Genomic DNA, 21,076 nt, shown 5'->3' with positions numbered 1-21,076 from the left:
CTCGCTCGGATCTACGCCCCGGATCGCGACGCTCACGTCGTGCTCGCGCCGCGCGTACACTGCGCCGGGGAGGACGCGACGATGCGACGCTGGCGGGGTCTGAAGGCGCTGGTCCACGACGCGGTGGACGCGACGACCGAGCTGGTCGAGGAAGGGCACGAGTCCACCTCGCGATCGGTCATGCGCGTGCTCGGCGCGATCGAGCCGCTCGCGGAGCCGGCGCGCGCGGTCGACGAGGTGAGGCGCGTGACCACGCACGGCGTGCTCGCGACGATCCGCGCGGTGAACCGCGCGGTCGAGGTGGTGACCGACGTCGGCCTCGACGCGGCCGAGCACGCGGTGCGGATGAAGGGCCTGCCGGTCGAGGATCCCGCGGTGCCGATGCGCTCCGACGCGCTGCGCACGATGCGTGGGATCGGCGACGCGGCGATGGGCATCGTGAACGGCGCGATCGGCGATCGGCTCTATGCGCGCTCGAACGGGCTCGACCTCGGCATGCAGCTCCGTCACGCCGACACCTACCTGCCGCTCGAGGCGGAGGTCGATCGCGCGGCGGTCGCGCGGGTGCTCGAGGGCGCGACCTCGAAGATCGTCGTGCTGGTGCACGGGCTCATGGCGACCGAGTGGTCGTGGTGCCTCGAGTCCGAGGCGTATTGGGGCGATCCCGCCGCGAGCTTCGGGACGATGCTCGCGCGCGACCTCGGGTACACGCCGATCTTCGCTCGCTACAACACCGGTCGGCACGTGTCGGAGAACGGCCGGCGCCTGGCGCGCGAGATCGCGCTGCTAGTCGACGCGTACCCGGTGCCGATCGACGAGATCGTGCTCGTCGGGCACAGCATGGGCGGGCTGGTGGTGCGCAGCGCGTGTCACTACGCGAGCGAAGAAGGGCTCGTGTGGACCGCGAAGGTGAAGCGGGTGATCAGCCTCGGATCGCCGCACCACGGCGCGCCGCTCGAGCGCGTGGGGCTGGTCGCGGCGCGCGTGCTCGGCGCGATCGACACGCCGGGCACCCGCATCCCGGCACGGCTCATCGAGGCACGGAGCGCGGGCATCAAGGATCTCGGGCGCGGAAAGCTGGTCGACGAGGACTGGCTCGGTCGCGATCCCGACGCGCTGCGCGAGGACGCGTGCCGCGAGATCCCGCTGCTCGATCACGCGACCTATCACTTCCTCTCCGCGACGGTCACCGAGGATCGTGATCACCTCGTGGCCAAGGTGATCGGCGACCTGCTCGTGCTCTCGCCGAGCGCGTGTGGAGAGCGCCTCGCGCACCGCACGTTCCCGATCGACGTGCAGCACTTCGGCGGCGTGATGCACCACCAGCTGCAGAACCATCCCGCGGTCTACGAGCAGGTGCGGCGCGCCTGCGCGAGCGAGGCGTGATGCGCGCGATCGCGATCGGGATCGCGCTCGTCGCGATCGCGTGCGGGCCGAGCGCGTCGACGCCGCCCGAGCCGCATCCGTCGGCGGTGCACGTCGAGCCGGTGCCTCCGCCCGCCGAGCCCGAGGAGGCGCCCGCCGAGCCCGCGCCGCCGCCGACGTTCAGCGATGCCGAGCTCGACGCGATGGATCGTGCCGGGCTCGAGAGCGCGTGCTTCGCGGGGTCGACCGGGGCGTGTGATCGCCTCGGTCATTGATGTGGCGCGCCAGCGCGCACCCCGAGGCGAGGACGCGTCACCTCGCGAAGGACAACGAATCGGGAGGCGCGCGGCTACGTAGCCGCTCGTGGGCTGGTCACGTCGCCTCGCCGTCGCGCTCGTCCTCGCGGTGTCGTCGCTCGCGTCGAGCACCGCGCACGCTCAGGACCGCGAGCCACGCGAGCACTGGCGCTGGCAGCGCTTCATGCCGGAGGAGGTGATCGCGCTGGTGCTCGGCCAGGCGACCGGGCACATCGTGACGTTCGCGCAGCCCGACGTGGGCACGCGTTGGACGAGCACGCTCCCGCTCGACGAGGAGCTGCGCGACGTCCTGCGGCTGCGCACGCCCGAGGGGCGCCGGCTCGCGGCGAGCATCAGCGACACCGTGTTCTTCGTCATGACCGCGTGGCCGATCACGATCGACGCGTTCGTGCTCGCGGGGCTCGTCCACCAGGACTGGGATGCGATGGCCCAGATGGCGCTGATCGACGCGGAGGTGCTCTCGATCGCGTACGGCATCTCGGCGCTGACGACGCGGTTCGCGGGACGGCAGCGCCCGAGCGCGCGCGAGTGCAACGGCGATCCGAACGGCGAACGCGACTGCGGCGACGAGGGCGTCGGCCCGCACGCGAGCTTCGTCAGCGGGCACACGCTCGTCGTGCTCGCGAGCGCGGGTCTCGTGTGCTCGCACCACCTGAACAACCCGTGGCTCACCGGGTCGAGCGCGGGCGCGACGCTCATGTGCGGCGGCAGCCTCGGGCTCGCCGGCGTCGTCGCCGCGTATCGCATGATGACGGACCTGCACTGGGCGACCGACATCCTCGCGGGCGCGGCGATCGGCGGCGTGCTCGGGTTCCTGCTGCCGTGGGCCTTGCACTATGCCCATCCGGTGCGCCGTGGCGCGCGGAGCGAAGCGCCGAGCTTCACGTTCCGCGTGACGCCGCAGCTCGACCCGAGCCAGCAGAGCCTCTTCGTGAGCGGCTCGTTCTGAAGCGCTGAACCAGCGCGCGATGCGGCTAGATCGCTCTCGGAAGAAGGAGAGCGACACGATGCAGAGCCCGTTGCGCATCAGCTTCCACGAGCTCGACCCGTCTCCGGCGGTCGAGGATCGGATCCGGCGCGAGGTCGAGAAGCTCGAGCGCTTCCATCCGAACGTCATCGGGTGCCACGTCACGGTGAGCGAGACGCATCACCACCACCACAAGGGCAACATCTACGGCATCCGCATCGAGCTCTCGGTGCCCGGCGAGGACATCGTCATCTCGCGCGCGCCCGAGCTGAACCACGCGCTCGAAGATCCCTACGTCTCCATCCGCGATGCGTTCGACGCGGCGCGCCGCCAGCTCGAGGACCGCATGCGCAGGATCCGCGGCGACGTGAAGACGCACGAGGAGCCTCCGCGCGGGCGCGTCATCCGCCTCGTGCCCGAGGAGCAGTACGGCTTCCTCGAGACCGACGACGCGCTGCAGGTCTACTTCCACGAGCACGCCGTCGCGCGGGGCCGCTTCCAGGAGCTGCGGCTCGGCGACGAGGTGCGCTTCGTGCTCGCGGAAGGCGAGGGCGACGAGGGCCCGCAGGCGAGCACCGTGGTGCTCGAGCGGCATCCCCACGGACCGCGCGAGGTCTCGCCGGCGCGCTGATGAACGATCACCCGCGCGACTTGATCGCGTGACCTCCGAACTGCTTGCGCAGCGTCGCGAGCACGCGATCGGCGAAGCTCTGCTCCGCGCGCGATCGGAAGCGCGCGAAGAGCGCCGCGGCGATCGCGGGAGTGGGCACCGCGTGCTCCACCGCGGCCTGCACCGTCCATCGACCGGCGCCGGTGTCGTCGACCCACGCCGAGACCTTCTCGAGACGCGGATCGTCCTCGAGCGCGCGCTGTGCGAGCTCGAGCAGCCACGAGCGCACCACGCTGCCCTGGTTCCACAACGTCGCGACCTTCGCGAGATCGAAGCCGAACTGCGACGCCTCCATCAGCGCGAAGCCCTCGGCGTAGGCCTGCATGAGGCCGTACTCGATGCCGTTGTGCACCATCTTGCAGAAGTGCCCGGCGCCGCTGGCGCCGACGTGCGCGAAGCCGTTCGGCGGGGCGAGCGTCTCGAGCGCCGGTCGCGCGCGGGCGAACGCCTCGGGCGCACCGCCGACCATCAGGCAGTAGCCGTGCTCGCGGCCCCACACACCGCCGCTCGTGCCCACGTCGAGCAGGTGCTGGCCGCGCGCGGCGAGCGCCTCGGCGCGGCGCATCGAGTCCTTGTAGAAAGAGTTGCCGCCGTCGACGAACACGTCCCCGCGGGTCGTGGTCCCCACGAGCGCGTCGAGCGCGACGTCGACCGGCGCGCCGGCGGGGACCATCAGCCAGACGAGGCGCGGCGGCGCGAGCATCTGCGCGAGATCCTCGGGGCTCTCCGCGCCGCGCGCGCCGGCGCGCGCGAGCTCCGCGATCGCCCGGGGATCGCGATCCCACACCACGACCTCGTGGCCTCCGCGCTCGATCAGCCGGCGCACCATGTTCGCGCCCATCTTCCCGAGCCCGACGAATCCGATCTGCATCACGATCCTCCCCTCTCGTCGCGATCGACGAGCGCGCGGTAGAGCGCGCGCTGTCGTTCCCCGAGCACACGGTACCGCGCGTGGCGCTCGGGATCGGGCGCGATCACCGGACCGCTCGGCGCGATCCCGTCGATCACGCCGGGCGCGATGCCGAGCCGATCGAGCGCGACGAGCGCGGCGCCTCGGCTCGATGCTTCTCGTTCGTCCGACACGACGAGCGGACGACCGAGCGCGCTCGCGACGATGCGCTGCCACGCCGGCGATGCGAGCAGCGCGGCACCGGTCGCGACGACCTCGCGCACCTCGGGCACCGCGTCGCGCAGGCGCGTGTCGAGCTCGGCGCAGCGCAGCGCGATCCCCTCCAGCGCGGCGCGGTAGAGATCGATCGCGCTCGCGTGCAGGGCGAGCCCGACGATCGCGCCGTGGGCGCGTCCCGCCCATCCCGGGCTGCGCTCCCCGGCCCAGAGCGGCAGCACGAGCAGTCGCTCGTCGGGCGATGACGAGGCGGCGAGCTGGGCCTCGAGCGCATCGTGATCGGGCAATCGCAGCGTGCGGTCGAGCCAGGCGACCAGGCTCCCGCCGTCGTTGAGCGCGCCGCCGAGCAGCATGCGCGTCTCGTCGGCGCGATAGCCCCACACGCCCTCGGGGATCACGACGTCGCGGGCCCGGAAGAGCACCCGCAGCGCGACCGAGGTGCCGACCATCAGCGCCGCACGCTCGCGCGTCGCGCAGCCCGCGCCGATGCTGCTGAGCGCGGCGTCGCCCTGGGCCACGAGCCACGGCACCTGCGCGAGCGCCGGCCACCGTCGCGCGACCGCGTCGCGCGCGGGCATCAGGCGTCGATCGTCGCGCGCGACCTCGAGCAGCTGCGCGCGGGTGATGCCCGTGGCGCGCAGCATCTCGTCGTCCCAGTCGAGCCGATGCTGATCGAAGAGCCCACTCGCCGCGGCGAGCGAGATGCTGGTCGGGCTCGCGCCGAGCAGCTGCGCGACGAGGTGATCGGGGAACGAGACGAAGCGCGCGATCCGCGCGAAGCGCGCGGGATCGGTGCGCCGCATCCACCGCAGCTTCGCGGGCAGGTAGCTCCAGTGCAGCATGCACCCGGTGCGCGCGTGCACCTCGCGCTCGTCGAGCTCGCGGCGGAGCTGGGCCGCGTCCTGGTCGCTCCGCGCGTCCATCCAGAGGTGCACCGGCGTGATCGCCCGGCCCTCGTCATCGAGGCCCACCAGCGTGTGCAGGAACCCTCCCGGCGCGACGCACACGACGTCACGCGCGAGCTCGCCGGCGCGCGACATCGTCTCGTCGACCAGCGCGATCACGCTCGCGATCAGCGCCTCGGGACCGAGCTCCGCGCCGCCGTCCGGGCTCGTCGCGACCTGGTGCGCGCGCCGCGCGGCGATGCCCGGCACCGGTCGCGCGCTCGCGTCGTAGAGCGAGCAGCGCGCGGACGACGTGCCCACGTCGATCGTGAGCACGAAGGGTGCGCGAGGTGCGGGCCCGTTCGTGGCCACGTCGGGATCGTAGGCACGCGTGAGGACGACCGTGTGGCTGTGATCGATCGCCCCTCTGGTCGGCGACGCGCCGGGCACGAGATCCCTGCTGGAGGATGATCGCGATCGTCGACCGCGAATTGCGGATCTCGCGCGCGAGCGAGTCGCTCACGTGGGCGCTCGCCGGCCCTCGGGAGTCACTCGTGGGGACGTCGATCGAGCGCTTCCTCCCCGGCGCCGGGCCCGCGCTGCGCGAGGCGGTGCGCGCGGCCTCACCCTCGCGGGTCCCGGTGTCGCTCGTCGTCTCGCAGGGAGCGACGCTCGCGACCACCATCGAGATCGTGCCGCTCGGCGAGGGGCGCGGCGCCGTGCTCGCGGTCGAGCCGGTCACCGGGCTCGCGGCGGAAGAGCGGCTCGCCGTGGTGCTCGATCACGTGAGCGACGGGTTCGCGGTGTTCGATCGCGAGTGGCGCTACGTGTTCCTCAATCGCGCGGCCGAGCGCTTCTACGGGCGCCCCCGCGGCGAGATGCTCGGGCGCGTGCTGTGGGAGCTCTTCCCGCGCGCGCTGGGCACCGAGCTCGAGCGGAGCATGCGCGAGGTCGAGCGCACCCGCACCGCCGCCGAGCTCGAGATCGTGTCGCCGCAGTTCGGCCGGTGGATGCAGTACCGCCTCGTGCCCTACGAGGACGGCCTCGCGTTCTTCTTCCGCGACGTCGACGAAGAGCACCGCGTGCGCGAGGCGCTGCGCGAGAGCGAGGAGCGACACCGCGGGATGTTCCAGCACAGCCTCACGGGCTGGCTGCTCACCACGCCCGACGGGCCCGTCCTCGCCGCGAACCCCGCCGCGTGTCGGATGCTCGGCCGCACCGAGGAGGAGATCGTGCGCATCGGGCGCGCGGGCATCGTCGACACGAACGATCCGCGCCTCGCCCCCGCGCTCGAGCACCGCCGCCGCCACGGCTGGGTGATCGCGGAGATCACGATGGTGCGCGGCGACGGGACGCGCTTTCCGGCGTTGGTCTCGTCGACGCTCTACCGCGACGCGAAGGGTCAGGAGCGCACGACGCTGACGTTCTACGACGTGACCGAGCGACGCCACGCCGAGGAAGCGCTGGCGTGCCTCGCGGACATCGGCCCGGTGCTCGGCGCGTCCCTCGATCTGAAGACCACGCTCGATCGTTTCGTGCACTTCCTCGTCCCGCGGATCGCGGATCTCTGCGCGATCGAGCTCGGCGACGAGCTGCACGGCGCGGCGGCGGCGCACCGCGATCCGAGCCGTGATCTCACGCGTTCGCGTGCCCGCCCTTTCGGCGCGGCGATCGACGAGGTGATGCGCGAGCGCCGTGCGCGCCTCGTCGAGCGAGTGGACGACGCGTGGCTGTTCGCGGCCTCGGGCGGACGCCCTGCGGCGCTCGCCGAGGCGCGCGCGCTCGGGCCGACCTCGCTCGCCCTCGTCCCGCTCGTCGCGCGTGATCGCGCGATGGGCGTGCTGCTCATGGCGTACGTGGACGACGCGCGCCGTTTCGATGCGAGCTCGCTGGTGCTCGCGCGCGCGCTCGCCGAGCGTGCGGCCCTCGCGATCGACGCCGCGCGCCAGCACCGCGCCGCGCTCGACGCCAAGCGGCTGCGCGACGACGTGCTCGTCTTCGTCGCCCACGATCTGCGCACGCCGCTCCAGGCGATCGCGATGAGCGCGGGCATGCTCTCGACCCAACAGGGCTCGAGCCTCGCCGCCGACGTGATCCGTCGATCGATCCAGCACGCGAACCAGCTCGTCGAAGATCTGCTCACCGTCGCGATCGTGGAGAGCGGGACGATCCCGCTCGAGCGACGCAGCACGTCGCTCGCGGCGCTCATCGGCGAGCTCGTCGAGCTGCACCGGCCGCTCGCCGACGCGCGCGGTCTGGCGCTCGAGGCGCACGTGCCCGAGCCCCTCGAGCCGCTGTGGATCGATCCCCATCGCGTCAAGCAGCTGCTCTCGAACCTCGTCGCGAACGCGGTGAAATTCACCGGCGAAGGCGGCCGCATCGACATCCACGTGCGCGTGCTGCCGGGCACCGTGGAGGTGCAGGTGCACGACACCGGGTGCGGCATCGCGCCCGAGGAGCTGCCGCACGTGTTCGATCGCTTCTGGCAGAGCGCGCGCGCCCGGCGCGGCGGGGCCGGGCTCGGGCTCGCGATCGCGCACGGCATCGCCGAGGCGCACGGAGGCTCGCTCGAGGTGCACAGCGTCGTCGGCCAGGGCACCACGTTCCGCCTGGTGCTGCCGCGGGCCGCGCAGGCCGAGGCGAGCGCGGCCGCGCGATGAGCGTGCGTCAGCTCGCGAAGCCCGCGGCGCGCAGCGCCGCGGTGTCGTGGATCTGACGGATCCGGGTGATCGTTCCGCCGCGGATCGTGAAGTGCTCGGCGACCCGCAGCCGACCGAGCCCCACGACCTCCATGTCGTAGAGCAGCATCGCCTGATCGTCGCCCGCGAGCTCCGCCAGCAGCTCGACCCGAGTCGTCATCCCGCCGAACGCGACGAGCGCCTTCGCGAACGACTCGGCGTCGGGATACGCGTTGATCGGCACCTCGACGATCAGGTCGCGCGCGAGCAGGCGCACCGCGTCGTCGAACCGCTTCGTCGACCAGCCTCGATGGTAGGCCCGCGCGATCGCGAGCGTGTCGTCCGGAGCGTTCACTTCGTCCTCCTCTTCGTCGTCGGCGCGGTCGCGAGCGCGTGCGCCTCGAGCGCGAGCTCGATCCAGCTCGGCGGGGCATCGCGCGGTGGCACCGCGATCCACGCCTTCATCTTCCGGCCGTGCCCGGGGTCGAACGGTGCGCCGACCCGCGCGGCGACGAGCTCCGCCGCCCGCGCCTCGGTCAGCTTCACCACGAGCGCGCCGTCGAACGGCATCGCGAACATGCGTCCGTCGACCTTCAGGGTGCGCGCGCCGAAGCGCGCGCGACCTCCGCGCGCATCGCGATGCTCGGCGACGCACGCCGCCGTGCGCGGGATCGCCGCGAGCGCGTCGAGCAGCGCCTCGAACCCGTCGCTCATGCGTCCACCAGCCAGGCGCGCAGCCGCGCGAGCGTGCCGTCCCATCCGCGGGCGTGCGCGCGACCGACCGCCGAGCTCGGATCGAGATCGTGCGTGAGGGTCAGGCGCGTGTGCGCGCCCAGCGGCTCGAGCTCGACGGTCACGACGCTGCCCTGCACCGGCGCGTTGCCCTCCGAGCTCCACGTGAACACGAGCCGTCGCGGCGGATCGACCTCGAGGTACTCGCCGTACGCGACGCCCGCGACGCGCGCCCCCTCGCGCATCACGACGCGATAACGACCGCCGACGCGCAGATCGCTCTCGGCGGTCGCGTCCCACGCCGGCGTGCACGTGAACCAGCGCGCGAGCGTCTCGCTGCGGGTCCACGCGTCGAACACGCGCGCGATCGGCGCAGGCAGCACCCGCGTGACGACGAGACGAGAAGGCTCGCTCATCGGCGTCCCTTCGCTCGCTTGGTCGTGCGGCGGCGCGGCGCCCGCGGCTCCGGCGCGAGCTCCGCGATCAGCAGCGCCTCGAGGCGGTCGAGCTTGCCGTTCCAGTGCGCGCGCAGCTCCTCGATCGACGCGCGGGCGGGCTCGAGCGCCGCGGGGTCGAGCTCGCACCAGTGCAGCCGGCCCTCGCGCGTCGCGCGCAGCAGCGCGGCCTCCTCGAGCACCTTCACGTGCTTCGCGACCGCGGCGAGCGACATGTCGAAGTGCGCGGCGAGCTGGCCCACCGTGCACCGCTCGCGCGCGGCGCGACGGAGGATCTCGCGGCGAGGCGCGCTCGCGAGCGCATGGAACACACGATCGAGCTGGGCGACATTCTCAACCATCTGGTTGAGCAATAGCGCGCCGCACACGCGTTCGTCAACCAGGTGGTTGAGGAACGATCAGCTCGCCTTCGGCACCCACTCCGCGAGCGATGCGTCCACGTCCTCCAGCACCGCTTCGGGCACCGATGCGCCCGCGGCGATCAGCTTCTTCGCGGCCGCGAGCTCCTGCAGGCGGTTCACGCCGATCGCGAAGCGCAGCGCGCCGCCCTCGAGGTGGAACGCGACGAACGCGCGCTCCTCGATCGAGCCGCGCACGACGAGGCGATCGAAGGTGCCCACGTGCCCCATGCTCTGCAGCTTGAGGTCGTACTGATCCGACCAGAAGAACGGCACCGTCGCGTGCACCGCGTCCTTGCCCACCGCGTGCGTCGCCGCGACCACCGCCTGGGTCTGCGCGTTGTCGATCGACTCGACGCACACCCGGCGCCCGAGCCTGCGATCCCACGCGCGCGCCACGTCGCCCACCGCGTACACGCCCGCGATCGACGTCTGCATGTGCTCGTCGACCACGATGCCGCCCTCGAGCGCGAGCCCCGCGCCCGCGAGCCACTCCACTGCCGGCTCCACACCGATGCCGACCACCACGAAGTCGCACTCGACGCGCTCCCCCGCGGTCGTGATCACCGCCTCGACCCGGCGCTCGCCGACCAGGCGCTCGACGCCCACGCCGCACCGCAGATCGACCCCGTGCCCGCGGTGCACGTCGGCGTAGACCCGCGCGACCTCGGGCCCGAACGCGCGCAGCAGCGGCAGCGGCGCCGGCTCGATCAGCGTCACCGCGACGCCCTCCTCGCGGCACGACGCCGCGACCTCGCAGCCGATCACGCCCGCGCCGATCACCACCGCGCGACGGCCGGCGCGCAGCTCTTCGCGCACCGCGCGCGCATCCTCGATCGTGCGCACGTAGTGCACGCCCTCGAGCGTCGCGCCCGGGCACGCCAGCCGCCGCACGCGCGCCCCGGTCGCGATGATCAGCTTGTCCCAGCCGATGTGCCGCCCGCCCTCGAGCTCGATCGTGCGGCTCGCCGCGTCGAGCGAGGTCGCGCGCGCGCCGAGCTCCACCTCGATCTTCAGCCGCTCGTAGTGCGCGAGCGGGCGCAGCGCGAGCTTCTCCTCCGCGACCTGCCCGCGCAGGAACTTCTTCGAGAGCGGCGGGCGATCGTAGGGCCGGTGCGGCTCGTCACCGACGAGCACGATCTCGCCTTCCCAGCCCTGGCGACGCAGCGTCTCCGCCGCCCTGCCGCCCGCGAGACTGCCGCCCACCACGACGATCCGATTCGTGCTCATCGATGTGCCCCCGACGAAGCCGCGATGTGTACCGAGTTCGCGCGATGCATTCCAGCGGGTGGCGCGTATGTAGGTCGCTCGTGACGCCCCGGGCCGAGCGCGCTGACGACGTGGAGGATGCGTGGTGGGCCCGTCCCGCGAGCGCGCTGCTCGAGGCGCTCGGCTCGAGCGCGCAGGGTCTCCGCTCGTCGGTCGCGGAGGAGCGCTTCGCCCAGGTCGGACCGAACGTGCTCGGCGCCGCGCACCGCGCGAGCCTGCTCGGCACGCTCGTCTCCCAGCTGCGCAGCCCGCTCGTGCTGCTGCTCGTCGTCGCGGCGCTGATCTCCGCGCTGGTGCGCGAGTGGACCGACGCCGGCGTGGTGCTCGCGATCGTGCTCGGCAGCGTCGCGCTCGCGACCTACCACGAAGCGCGCGCCGATCACGCGGTCGAGCGCCTGCGCGCGCGCGTCCGGGTGCGCGTCACGGTGGTGCGCGACGGCCGCGAGATCGCGATCCCGTCCGATCAGATCGTGCCCGGCGACGTGGTGCGCCTCGCGGCGGGCACGCTGATCCCCGGCGACGGAGTCCTTCTCGAGGCGAACAGCCTCTTCCTCTCGGAGGCGGTGCTCACCGGCGAGTCGTTCCCGGTCGAGAAGCGCCCCGGCACGTGCGGCGAGGACGCACCGATCTCGGCGCGCCTCAACGCGGTGTTCCTCGGCGGCACCGTGCGCAACGGCAGCGGCACCGCGCTGATCGTCCGCACCGGATCGCGCACCGAGCTCGGCCGCATCGCGCACACCATCTCGCTGCGCCCTCCCGAGACCGGCTTCGAGGCGGGCCTGCGTGGCTTCGGTGCGCTGCTGATGCGCGTGATGATCGTGCTCACGCTCGTCGTGCTCGCGACGAACATCCTGCACGCGCGGCCGGCGGTCGACGCGCTGCTCTTCGCGCTCGCGCTCGCGGTCGGCATCTCGCCCGAGCTGCTGCCCGCGATCCTCAGCGTCACCCTCGCCCGCGGCGCGACCAAGATGGCGGAGCGCGACGTCATCGTGAAGCGCCTCGCGGCGATCGAGGACTTCGGCGCGATGGACGTGCTTTGCACCGACAAGACCGGCACGCTCACCGAGGGCGTGATCCGGCTCGACGGAGCGCTCACGCCGGACGGCGCGCCGAGCGACGAGGTGCTCGCCCTCGCGCTCGTGAACGCATCGCTCCAGAGCGGCCTGCCGAGCCCGCTCGACGAGGCGATCCGCAACGCGGCGGCGAGCGCAGGGATCACGCTGCCGAGCGGCACCCGCAAGGTGCACGAGATCCCCTACGACTTCGCGCGCAAGCGCCTCGGCGTGATCGTCGATCGCGACGAGACGCGCACGCTGATCGTGAAGGGCGCGGTGTCGAACGTGCTCGACGTGTGCGACGCCGCGCGCCGCGCCGCGATCGAGGCCGAGGTCGCGCGGTGGAACGACGAAGGATGGCGCGTGCTCGCCGTCGCCACCCGCACGCTCGAGCGCTCGCACGACGACGCGCGCTACGGCGAAGGCGACGAGCGCGGCCTCGTGCTGCGCGGCTTCCTGCGCTTCCTCGATCCCCCCAAGCAGGGCGCGGCCGACGCGGTGCGCGGCCTCCGCGCGCTGGGCGTGCAGATCAAGATCCTCAGCGGCGACGCGCGTGGTGTCGCGGTCCACGTCGCGGGCGCGCTCGGCATCCCGATCACCGGCGTCATCACCGGCAGCGAGCTGCGCGCGATGCACGACGACGCGCTCTGGCACCGCGCGCCCACGACGACGATCTTCGCGGAGCTCGATCCCAGCCAGAAGGAGCGGGTGATCGCGGCGCTGCGCAAGCGCGATCACGTCGTGGGCTACCTCGGCGACGGCATCAACGACGCGCCGGCCATGCACGCCGCCGACGTCGCGATCTCGGTCGAGGGCGCGGTCGACGTCGCCAAGGACGCCGCCGACATCGTGCTCGGCCAGCGCGACCTCGACGTGCTGCGCGTCGGCGTCGAAGCGGGCCGCACCACGTTCGCGAACACGCTGAAGTACGTGCGCACCACGACCAGCGCGAACTTCGGGAACATGGTCACGATGGCGCTCGCGTCGGTGTGGCTCCCGTTCCTGCCGCTGACCGCGACCCAGATCCTGCTCAACAACTTCCTCTCCGACGTGCCGCAGTCGGCGGTCGCGGGAGACGCGGTCGATCGCGACGTCGTCGAGCGCCCCGCAGGCTGGGATCTCCGGGAGATCCGCGAGTTCATGATCGTGTTCGGCCTCGTGAGCACGGTCTTCGATCTGCTGCTCTTCGCCGCGCTGCGCGGGCTCGGCGCGACGGTCGACGAGTTCCGCACCGTGTGGTTCGTCGAGTCGCTGGTGACCGAGCTCGGCATCGCGTTCGTGGTGCGCACCTGGCGTCCCGCCTGGCGCAGCCGCCCCTCGCGCGCGCTCACGATCTCGACGCTGGTCGTGCTCGTGATCTCCTTCGCGCTGCCTTACGCGCCGTTCGCGCCGGCGCTCGGCATGGTGCCCCTCGCGCCGCGCTGGATCGTGCTCGCGGCGATCGTCACGGTCGCGTACCTCGTGACCTCGGAGATCGTGAAGCAGCTGTGGCGACGCCGCCGCACGCGCATGCGATCACGCGACGCGTGACATCGCGCCGCGCGATCGATCTCGCCACCACCCGTGGTGCGATTGCACGCGCTCCGGCGGTACGTACGTAGCGAGTGACGACGAGGTGACGCGATGTCGAAACGAGCGCGACACGCCCCTGCACGTCCGCTCACCGCGACCGATGCGGCGTGGTACCGCCTCGAGCACCGGGGCAACCCGGTCGACGTCACCAGCGTGCTCTCGTTCGACGGAACGCTCGACGAAGAGGCGCTGCGCACGCGGCTCGAGGATCGACTGCTCGCCCATCCCCGCTTCCGCCAGCGCGTGGTCGCGCCGCACGACGGCGCGCCGCGCTGGGAGGACGAGCCCGACTTCTCGATCGCGCGCCACATCTCGCGCACTCGCTTGCAAGCGCCTGCCGGCCGCGCCGAGCTCGAGGCGCTGGTGGGCGGACTGATGAGCGATCCCTTCGACTGGTCGCGCTCGCCGTGGCGCGTCGTGATCGTCGAAGGGCTCGCCGCGGGCACCGCGCTCGTCGTGCAGGTGCACCACTGCATGGGCGACGGCTTCGCGCTGATGGAGATCCTCCTCTCGCTCGCCGACGATCCCATCGCGCGCCCGCGCGCCACCGCATGGCCGTTCCCCACCACACCCCGCGCCCGCGACGTCCCGCGTCTCGTGCTCGGCGGCGCGGGCTCGCTCTCGCGGCTCTCGCGGCTCTCGTTCGATCCGCCGAGCGCGCTGCGACGTCACGCGACCGGGCACCGCGTCGCGAGCTGGTCCCGCGGGCTCTCGCTCGAGCGCATCCGCGAGATCGCGCACCGCCGGGGCGGCACCGTGAACGACGTGCTCCTCGGCGCGATCACCGGCGCGATCCGGCTCTACCTGCAGGAGCGCGGCGAGCGCTGCCCGCCGGTGCGCGCGTTCGTGCCGGTGAACCTGCGCCCGCCCGACGCGCCGATCGATCTCGAGCACGGCAATTGGTTCGGCCTGGTGTACGTCGACCTGCCGATCGACGTGATGGACCACGACCAGCGCGACCGCGCGCTGCGCGTCACCATCGCCCGCGCCAAGCGCAGCCTCGACGCCCTGGTCTCGCTCGGCGTGCTCGAGGTGATGGGGCGTGTGCCGCTCCGCGTCGCGCGCCTGCTCGAGGAGATCTTCGTGCGCAAGGCGTCGCTCGTGGTCACGAACGTGCCCGGCCCGCGCGAGCGCATCTCGATCGCGGGCGCACCCCTGCGCGAGATCGTGTTCTGGGTGCCGCACCCGAGGCTCTCGCTCGGCGTGAGCCTCGTGAGCTACGCGGGACAGGTGCACGTCGGCGTGCGCGCCGACTCGGCGGTGGTGCCGCAGCCGGAGCGCCTGGTGGCGCTCTTCGAGGGTGAGCTCGATCGCATGGCGCGGGAGCGCGGAGTGGCTCGGGAGCGCGCGGTCGCGCCCCCGAGCTTGGACGCTCACGGCTGACGCGCATGCAGATTTTGTCGGAAATCCGACACATTGCGCGGAAGAAATTCTGTGCTTGGTGAATCGCTCTCCTAAGACTGTATTCTCGTCGCCGACGGAGGGCCTCGGTGACGAAGACACGCAGACGGTTCCTGAGCGCGCCACGCGTCGCGCTGCTGATGCTCGCGATGCTCGCCCCAACCCAGGTCGCGCTGGCGGACCTGGGCTCGGTGTCGGACTCCTACGACGACGCGACCCGCGTCGATGCGGGATCGTCGTTCGCGTACGACCTGAGCGGCGGTCGCGTGCGGCTCGCCTTGGCGGCGGTCTCGTTCGGCGATGGCGCCGACGGCGCGTGCAACGTCGCGTCGGGCACCATCGATCTCTCCGTCCAGTCGTGCTCGGGCCGCGCGACGGCCGACGCGATCTCGACGACGCTGAACGCGACGGCGAGCGCGGGCGCGACGACGATCACGGTGGGCTCGGCGGCCGGGCTCGCGGTGGGCGACGACGTCGTCGTGATCGCGCTGCAGGAGGCCGGCGGCGCCGGCACCGAGACCGGGCGCTACCAGGCCTTCACGATCACCGCGATCTCGGGCACGTCGCTGACGCTCTCCGCGCCGGTCGCGACCGGGTTCACGGTGGGCGGGACGCGCCGCGTCGTGGTGCAGCGGATCCCGAGCTACACGACGGTCACCGTCGCAGCGGGCGCGACGCTCACCGCGGCCGCGTGGAACGGAACGCGCGGCGGCGTGCTCGCGCTGCGCGCGACCGGCGCGGTGACGGTGAACGGCACGATCTCGATGGCCGGTCGCGGCTTCCGCGGCGGCGGATCGCCGGTCGCGGCGTTCAACATCGGCATCGCGGGCGAGAGCCCGACCCGCAACGACGCGACGCGCACGACGGCGCAGCTCTTCGGCGGCGGTGGTGGTGGCGACGCGGAGCAGTGCCACTCGGGCCAGGGCGGCGGTGGTGGCGGCTACGGCACCGCCGGCGCGAACGGGCTCGGCGCGTTCCACCAATGCGGCAGCGGATGGCTCGGCGGGCGCACGCTCGGGCAGGGCGGCGCCGCGTTCGGCGCGGCGAACCTGTCGACGTTGTTCATGGGCCCCGGCGGCGGCGCGGGCGGTCAGGACGGCGACAACCCCGACGGCGGCGGCGCGGGCGGCAATGGCGGCGGCATCGTGTGGATCGCGGGACGCACGATCAGCGTCGCGGGCGCGATCACGGCGAACGGTGCGGCGGGCAGCGATGGGCCCAGCGAGACCGGCGGTGGCGCGGGCGGCGCGGGCGGATCGATCCTCCTCCAGAGCGAGAGCGCGAACGTCGGCGCGACGCGGGTCACCGCGACCGGCGGTGCGGCGGGCACCTGCCTGCTGCGCCCCGAGAACAGCGGCGGCGCGGGCGGCAACGGCCGCATCCACGTGGACTCGACGAGCGCGCTGGTCGGCACGACCGCGCCGGGCGCCGACGCGTCGACGGCGGCGTACGCGGCGAGCGGTCGCGTGCAGTCGGTCAATCTCCTCGGGAGCGCGACGTTCGTCGGCTCGATCGATCAGTTCGGGTACGACCTCTCGGCGCTGCCCGCGGGGACGACGGCGCGGGTGCAGTTCAGCCGCGACGGCGCGGCGTGGTTCAGCAGCGCGGGCACCTCGGGCGGGCACGACGTGCTGAGCGCGAGCACGGGCACGCTCTCGCTGGCGGCGCTCTCGTGGCGTGGATCGACGTTCTTCTACCGCTTCGACATGGGCTCGTCGGGCGCGGGCACGCCCGCGATGAGCGCGGTGCGCGTCGACTACTGCTTCGATCCCTCGGGGAACGACGGCGACGGCGACGGAGTGTTCGACGCGTGCGACGCCGACGACGACGGCGATGCGATCGCCGATGCGAGCGACAACTGCCCGCTCCTCGCGAACGCCGACCAGGTGAACACGGACGGCGACCCGATGGGCGACGCGTGCGATCCCGACGACGACGACGACGCGGTCGTCGACGTGCTCGACAACTGCGTGCTGCTCGCGAACTCGACGCAGGACGACAACGACGGGGACTCGCAGGGCGACGTCTGCGACGGGGACGACGACGACGACCTGGTCGCCGACGTGGACGACAACTGCGCGTTCGTCGCGAACACCGATCAGCTGAACACCGACCTCGACCCGATGGGCGACGCGTGCGACCTCGACGATGACGGCGACGCGGTGGTCGACGTGCTCGACAACTGCGCGCTGGTCGCGAACTCGGCGCAGGAGAACAACGACGGGGACGCCGCGGGCGACGCGTGCGACCTCGACGACGACGACGACGCGGTCGACGACACGACCGACAACTGCGCGCTGATCGCGAACGCGGGCCAGGAGAACAACGACGGCGACGCGGACGGCGACGCGTGCGACCTGGACGACGACGACGACACCGTCGCCGACACGAGCGACAACTGCGCGCTCGTCGCGAACACGTCGCAGGCGAACAACGACGGCGACGCCGAGGGCGACGCGTGCGACCTGGACGACGACGACGACACGGTCGCCGACACGAGCGACAACTGCGCGCTGATCGCGAACACGTCGCAGACCAACACCGACGGCGACATGGAAGGCGACGCCTGCGACGCCGACGACGACAACGACACGGTCGCCGACGCGACCGACAACTGCGCGCTGATCGCCAACGCTGGTCAGCAGAACAACGACGGCGACGCGGAAGGCGACGCCTGCGACACCGATGACGACGACGACACGGTCGCCGACACGAGCGACAACTGCGCGCGGATCGCGAACACGTCGCAGGCGAACAACGACGGCGACGCGGAGGGCGACGCCTGCGACCTGGACGACGACAACGACACCATCGCCGACACGGGCGACAACTGCGCGCTGATCGCGAACACGTCGCAGGCGAACAACGACGGCGACGCGGAGGGCGACGCGTGCGACGCCGACGACGACAACGACGGCGTCGCCGATACCAGCGACAACTGCGCGCTGATCGCGAACGCGTCGCAGGCGAACAACGACGGTGACGCCGAAGGTGACGCGTGCGACGCCGACGACGACAACGACGGCGTCGCCGACACCAGCGACAACTGCGTGCTGATCGCGAACACGTCGCAGGCCAACAACGACGGCGACGCCGAAGGCGACGCGTGTGACGCCGACGACGACAACGACGGCGTCGCCGACACGACCGACAATTGCGTGCTGATCGCGAACACGTCGCAGGCCAACAACGACGGCGACGCCGAAGGCGACGCGTGCGACAGCGACGACGACGACGACACGGTCGCCGACACGAGCGACAACTGCGTGCTGATCGCGAACACGTCGCAGTCGAACAACGACGGCGACGCGGAAGGCGACGCGTGCGACGCGGACGACGACGGCGACAGCGTCGACGACGCGAGCGACAATTGCCCGCTGACCGCGAACGCCGATCAGGCCAACGCCGACGGCGCGTCCGACGGCGGCAACGCGTGCGACACCGACGACGACGACGACGGCCTGCTCGATGGGGCCGACAACTGCGCGCTGGTCGCGAACGCCGACCAGGCCGACGCCGACGGCGACACGATCGGCGACGCGTGCGACGGCGACCTCGACGGCGACTCGGTCGCCGACGACGCCGACAACTGCCCGGCGATCGCGAACACCGATCAGCTCGACACCGACGGCGACGACGCGGGCGACGCGTGCGACACCGACGACGACGGCGACTCGGTGCTCGACGGCGTGGACAACTGCGCGCTCGTCGCGAACGCCGACCAGCTCGACACCGACGGCGACGACGCGGGCGACGCGTGCGACGCCGACGACGACGACGACGGCCTCTCGGACGAGGACGAGGAGACGATCGGCACCGACCCGCTCGACGTCGACAGCGACGGCGACTCCATCGGCGACGCGATCGAGGTCGGCGACGATCCGAGCGCGCCGCTCGACACCGACGGCGACGAGATCATCGACGCGCTCGACGACGACAGCGACGGCGACGGAATCGACGACGCGGTCGAGGTCGGCGACGACGATCCCGCGACCGAGCCGGTCGACACCGACGAGGACGAGACGCCGGACTACCTCGACGAGGACTCCGACGCCGACGGCGTGGACGACGGTGAGGACAACTGCCGTCTCGTCGACAACGCCGCGCAGACCGACACCGACTCGGACGGCCAGGGCGACGCGTGCGACGGCGACCAGGACGGCGACGGAGTCGACGACGGCGACGACAACTGCCCGATGATCGCCAACGCCGATCAGCTCGACACCGACTCGGACGACGTCGGAGACGTGTGCGACGGTGACGACGACGCGGACGGAGTCGACGACGGCGACGACAACTGCGCGCTCGTCGCGAACCCGGACCAGCTCGACGCCGACGGCGACGGCATCGGCGCTGCTTGCGACGACGACGACGAGCCGAGCACGCCCGACGGCGGCATGCCGATGGGCGACGCGGGCACGGGCAACGGCGATGCGGGCGTGGGCACCGACGCAGGCACGATGGTCGAGGCCTCGGGCTCGGGCTGTGGCTGCGTCGTGCTCGGCCGCAGCGCGAGCGGCTCGAGCACGGGCGCGCTCGCGGCGCTCGCGGCGCTCGCGATGGTGATCGTGATGCGCCGCCGCCGCGCCTGAGCGGATCGCGCAACGACCGACGACGGGCCGCGTTCCTCACCGGAGCGCGGCCCGTCGCGTTGGTGATGCTGCGGGCTCGCGCGGCTCGGCAGATGCTTCCACCGCGGGCGAGAGGAGCCACGCCATGTATCTGGCCATCCGCAAGTACCGGAAGGTGGAAGGTGACGAGAAGGAGCTGATGGCGCGCATCCAGCGCGGCTTCGTTCCGCTGATCTCCCAGATCGACGGCTTCGTCGCCTACTACTGCTTCTTCGCCGAGGATGGCTCGCTGATGTCGGTCAACGTCTATCGCGATGCCGAGGGTGCCGAGGCGTCGGTTCGCGCCGCCGCCAGGTTCGTCGAGCAGCAGCTGACCGCGTTCCTCCCGGAGAAGCCGGAGGTGATCGAAGGCGACGTGCTCGCGCACGCGCAGCTCCCGAGCCGCGCCGAGCTCAGGACCAGCGCAGCGCGAGACGAGCGTCGTCCCTGAGCACGATGCGGGTGCCGAACCGCTCGCACACACGATCGAGACGATCGGCGAGCCACTCCGCGTCGTCGTGGCTCGCGCGCTCGAGCCGCAGCTTGTGGATGCGGAGCGGCTGCATGACGAGCGACACCAGCGCGCCGCTCGCGCGATCGAGCTCGGCGAAGTACGCGAGCGCGAGATCGGGCCGGTACGCCTCGTGGCCGCGGATCCCTTCGTAGTCGTTCAGCAGGTCGCCGCAGCCGTAGAAGATCGGCCGCCCGCCGTGCACCTCGATCGCGCGCGGATGGTGCGACGAGTGCCCGTGCACCACGTCGCACCCCGCGTCGATCACCCGATGCGCGAGCTCCACGTGGGAGCTCGGCACGTGGTCGCCCCAGTTCCCGCCCCAGTGGATCGAGACCACGACGAGATCGCCCGCACGATCGATCGCGCGCACCCGATCGCAGAGCTGCGCGATCGATCGCGACGTGAGATCGGGGAGCAGATCGACGCCCCCGCGCTCCGCGCGTGCCGCCCACTCGGTCGGGATCCCCGAGTCCTCGCAGCCGATCGCGAGCACGACGACGTCGCCGCCGCCCGCGCGGGGAATGCGCGCCGGCCTCTGCGCGCCCAGCTCGTCGGTGCCCGCGCCGGCGAGCGCGATGCCGGCGCGCGCGAGCGTCTCGAGCGTGTCCTCGAGCCCCACCGCGCCGTAGTCGAGCACGTGGTTGTTCGCGAGGGTGCACACGTCGAGGCGCGCCGCGGTCAGACAGCCCACGTTCGACGGGCTCATGCGGTAGCAGACGGGCTTGCCGGGCCAGGGCTCGCCGCGCGCGGTGATGCTCGTCTCGAGGTTCACGATGCGCGCCGCCGGTGCGATGCGCCCGAGCTCGTCCGCGAGCTCTCCCCACACGTATCCGTCGTCGGCGGGGCGCGGGATCGCTCCGCTCGCGTTCTCGGCGAGGAGCACGTAGTCGCGCGCGTCGCGCACCCACTCCTCGTGGAGCTCGGGTGACGCGGGCGAGCGCAGGATCTGATCGACGCCACGCCCCGTCATCACGTCGCCGCCGAGGAAGATCGTCGTGGTGTCGCTCGGCATCGGGCCTCGGAGTCGTGCACGATCGAGTCCCGCTCGTCCGTGCTACTGGGA

Annotated in this window: 17 protein-coding genes; 9 read left to right on the top strand and 8 right to left on the bottom strand. The window is 72.4% G+C overall.

Annotation, left to right across the window (positions count from 1 at the left end; genetic code table 11):
* Positions 1-81 precede the first annotated feature (81 nt).
* From I5071_RS32805 to I5071_RS32790, 4 genes are all read left to right on the top strand, one after another.
* Positions 82-1,386, top strand: coding sequence for an esterase/lipase family protein (locus tag I5071_RS32805; protein WP_236517216.1), 1,305 nt, complete (start codon positions 82-84; stop codon positions 1,384-1,386).
* Positions 1,386-1,640 (top strand): hypothetical protein, encoded by a 255-nt coding sequence (locus I5071_RS32800; RefSeq protein ID WP_236517215.1) that lies wholly within the window; start codon positions 1,386-1,388, stop codon positions 1,638-1,640. Before I5071_RS32805 ends, I5071_RS32800 begins: the two co-directional genes overlap by 1 nt.
* Before the next feature lie 88 nt (positions 1,641-1,728).
* Positions 1,729-2,631, top strand: coding sequence for a phosphatase PAP2 family protein (locus I5071_RS32795; protein WP_236517214.1), 903 nt, complete (start codon positions 1,729-1,731; stop codon positions 2,629-2,631).
* A gap of 58 nt (positions 2,632-2,689) precedes the next feature.
* Positions 2,690-3,280, top strand: a complete 591-nt coding sequence (locus tag I5071_RS32790; protein ID WP_236517213.1) for an HPF/RaiA family ribosome-associated protein — start codon at positions 2,690-2,692, stop codon at positions 3,278-3,280.
* A 7-nt stretch (positions 3,281-3,287) separates the two neighbouring features.
* Here the strand turns inward: I5071_RS32790 and gnd are convergent, their stop codons facing one another.
* Together gnd and I5071_RS32780 are read right to left on the bottom strand one after the other, a co-directional pair.
* Entirely contained in the window at positions 3,288-4,190 is a 903-nt protein-coding gene (gnd, locus tag I5071_RS32785) for a phosphogluconate dehydrogenase (NAD(+)-dependent, decarboxylating) (protein WP_236517212.1), read from the bottom strand.
* Positions 4,190-5,701 (bottom strand): gluconokinase, encoded by a 1,512-nt coding sequence (locus I5071_RS32780; protein WP_236517211.1) that lies wholly within the window; start codon positions 5,699-5,701, stop codon positions 4,190-4,192. The genes gnd and I5071_RS32780 overlap by 1 nt, the downstream gene beginning before the upstream one ends.
* 95 nt (positions 5,702-5,796) lie before the next feature.
* On the opposite strand from I5071_RS32780, the gene I5071_RS32775 reads away from it, so the two are divergent.
* Positions 5,797-7,989, top strand: coding sequence for an ATP-binding protein (locus tag I5071_RS32775; RefSeq protein WP_236517210.1), 2,193 nt, complete (start codon positions 5,797-5,799; stop codon positions 7,987-7,989).
* A gap of 7 nt (positions 7,990-7,996) precedes the next feature.
* On the opposite strand, the gene I5071_RS32770 is transcribed toward I5071_RS32775, so the two are convergent.
* From I5071_RS32770 to I5071_RS32750, 5 genes are read right to left on the bottom strand one after another with little or no spacing between them, the layout of a single operon-like run.
* Positions 7,997-8,362 carry a nuclear transport factor 2 family protein gene (locus tag I5071_RS32770; protein WP_236517209.1) on the bottom strand — a complete coding sequence of 122 codons (366 nt, stop codon included), beginning with the start codon at positions 8,360-8,362 and terminating at the stop codon, positions 7,997-7,999.
* Positions 8,359-8,721: a TfoX/Sxy family protein gene (locus I5071_RS32765; RefSeq protein WP_236517208.1), complete on the bottom strand. Its 363-nt coding sequence runs from the start codon at positions 8,719-8,721 to the stop codon at positions 8,359-8,361. Before I5071_RS32765 ends, I5071_RS32770 begins: the two co-directional genes overlap by 4 nt.
* A complete protein-coding gene (locus I5071_RS32760) occupies positions 8,718-9,155 on the bottom strand; it encodes an SRPBCC family protein (RefSeq protein ID WP_236517207.1) in 438 nt (145 codons plus the stop codon). Before I5071_RS32760 ends, I5071_RS32765 begins: the two co-directional genes overlap by 4 nt.
* Entirely contained in the window at positions 9,152-9,535 is a 384-nt protein-coding gene (locus tag I5071_RS32755; RefSeq protein WP_236517206.1) for an ArsR/SmtB family transcription factor, read from the bottom strand. Before I5071_RS32755 ends, I5071_RS32760 begins: the two co-directional genes overlap by 4 nt.
* A gap of 57 nt (positions 9,536-9,592) precedes the next feature.
* Positions 9,593-10,822, bottom strand: coding sequence for an NAD(P)/FAD-dependent oxidoreductase (locus tag I5071_RS32750; protein WP_236517205.1), 1,230 nt, complete (start codon positions 10,820-10,822; stop codon positions 9,593-9,595).
* Between the two features lie 44 nt (positions 10,823-10,866).
* On the opposite strand from I5071_RS32750, the gene mgtA reads away from it, so the two are divergent.
* The 4 genes from mgtA (at position 10,867) to I5071_RS32730 (ending at position 19,950) form a co-directional block, all read left to right on the top strand.
* On the top strand, positions 10,867-13,446 hold the full coding sequence (gene mgtA, locus I5071_RS32745) for a magnesium-translocating P-type ATPase (RefSeq protein ID WP_236517204.1): 2,580 nt from the start codon (positions 10,867-10,869) through the stop codon (positions 13,444-13,446).
* A 93-nt stretch (positions 13,447-13,539) separates the two neighbouring features.
* Positions 13,540-14,871 carry a WS/DGAT domain-containing protein gene (locus I5071_RS32740; protein WP_236517203.1) on the top strand — a complete coding sequence of 444 codons (1,332 nt, stop codon included), beginning with the start codon at positions 13,540-13,542 and terminating at the stop codon, positions 14,869-14,871.
* 107 nt (positions 14,872-14,978) lie between these two features.
* The gene (locus I5071_RS32735) at positions 14,979-19,481 is read left to right on the top strand and encodes a thrombospondin type 3 repeat-containing protein (RefSeq protein ID WP_236517202.1); all 4,503 of its coding nucleotides are present in this window, start codon (positions 14,979-14,981) and stop codon (positions 19,479-19,481) included.
* A 124-nt stretch (positions 19,482-19,605) separates the two neighbouring features.
* A complete protein-coding gene (locus I5071_RS32730; RefSeq protein WP_236517201.1) occupies positions 19,606-19,950 on the top strand; it encodes a hypothetical protein in 345 nt (114 codons plus the stop codon).
* Here I5071_RS32730 and I5071_RS32725 read toward each other — a convergent pair.
* The gene (locus I5071_RS32725) at positions 19,913-21,025 is read right to left on the bottom strand and encodes a CapA family protein (protein WP_236517200.1); all 1,113 of its coding nucleotides are present in this window, start codon (positions 21,023-21,025) and stop codon (positions 19,913-19,915) included. The two genes, I5071_RS32730 and I5071_RS32725, sit on opposite strands and share 38 nt — an antisense overlap.
* Between the last annotated feature and the right edge of the window lie 51 nt (positions 21,026-21,076).

It is taken from the genome of Sandaracinus amylolyticus (assembly GCF_021631985.1).
Classification (GTDB): domain Bacteria; phylum Myxococcota_A; class Polyangia; order Polyangiales; family Sandaracinaceae; genus Sandaracinus; species Sandaracinus amylolyticus_A.
Note: the sequence above shows the minus strand (reverse complement) of the source record. Positions and strands in the feature narration are given on the sequence as shown.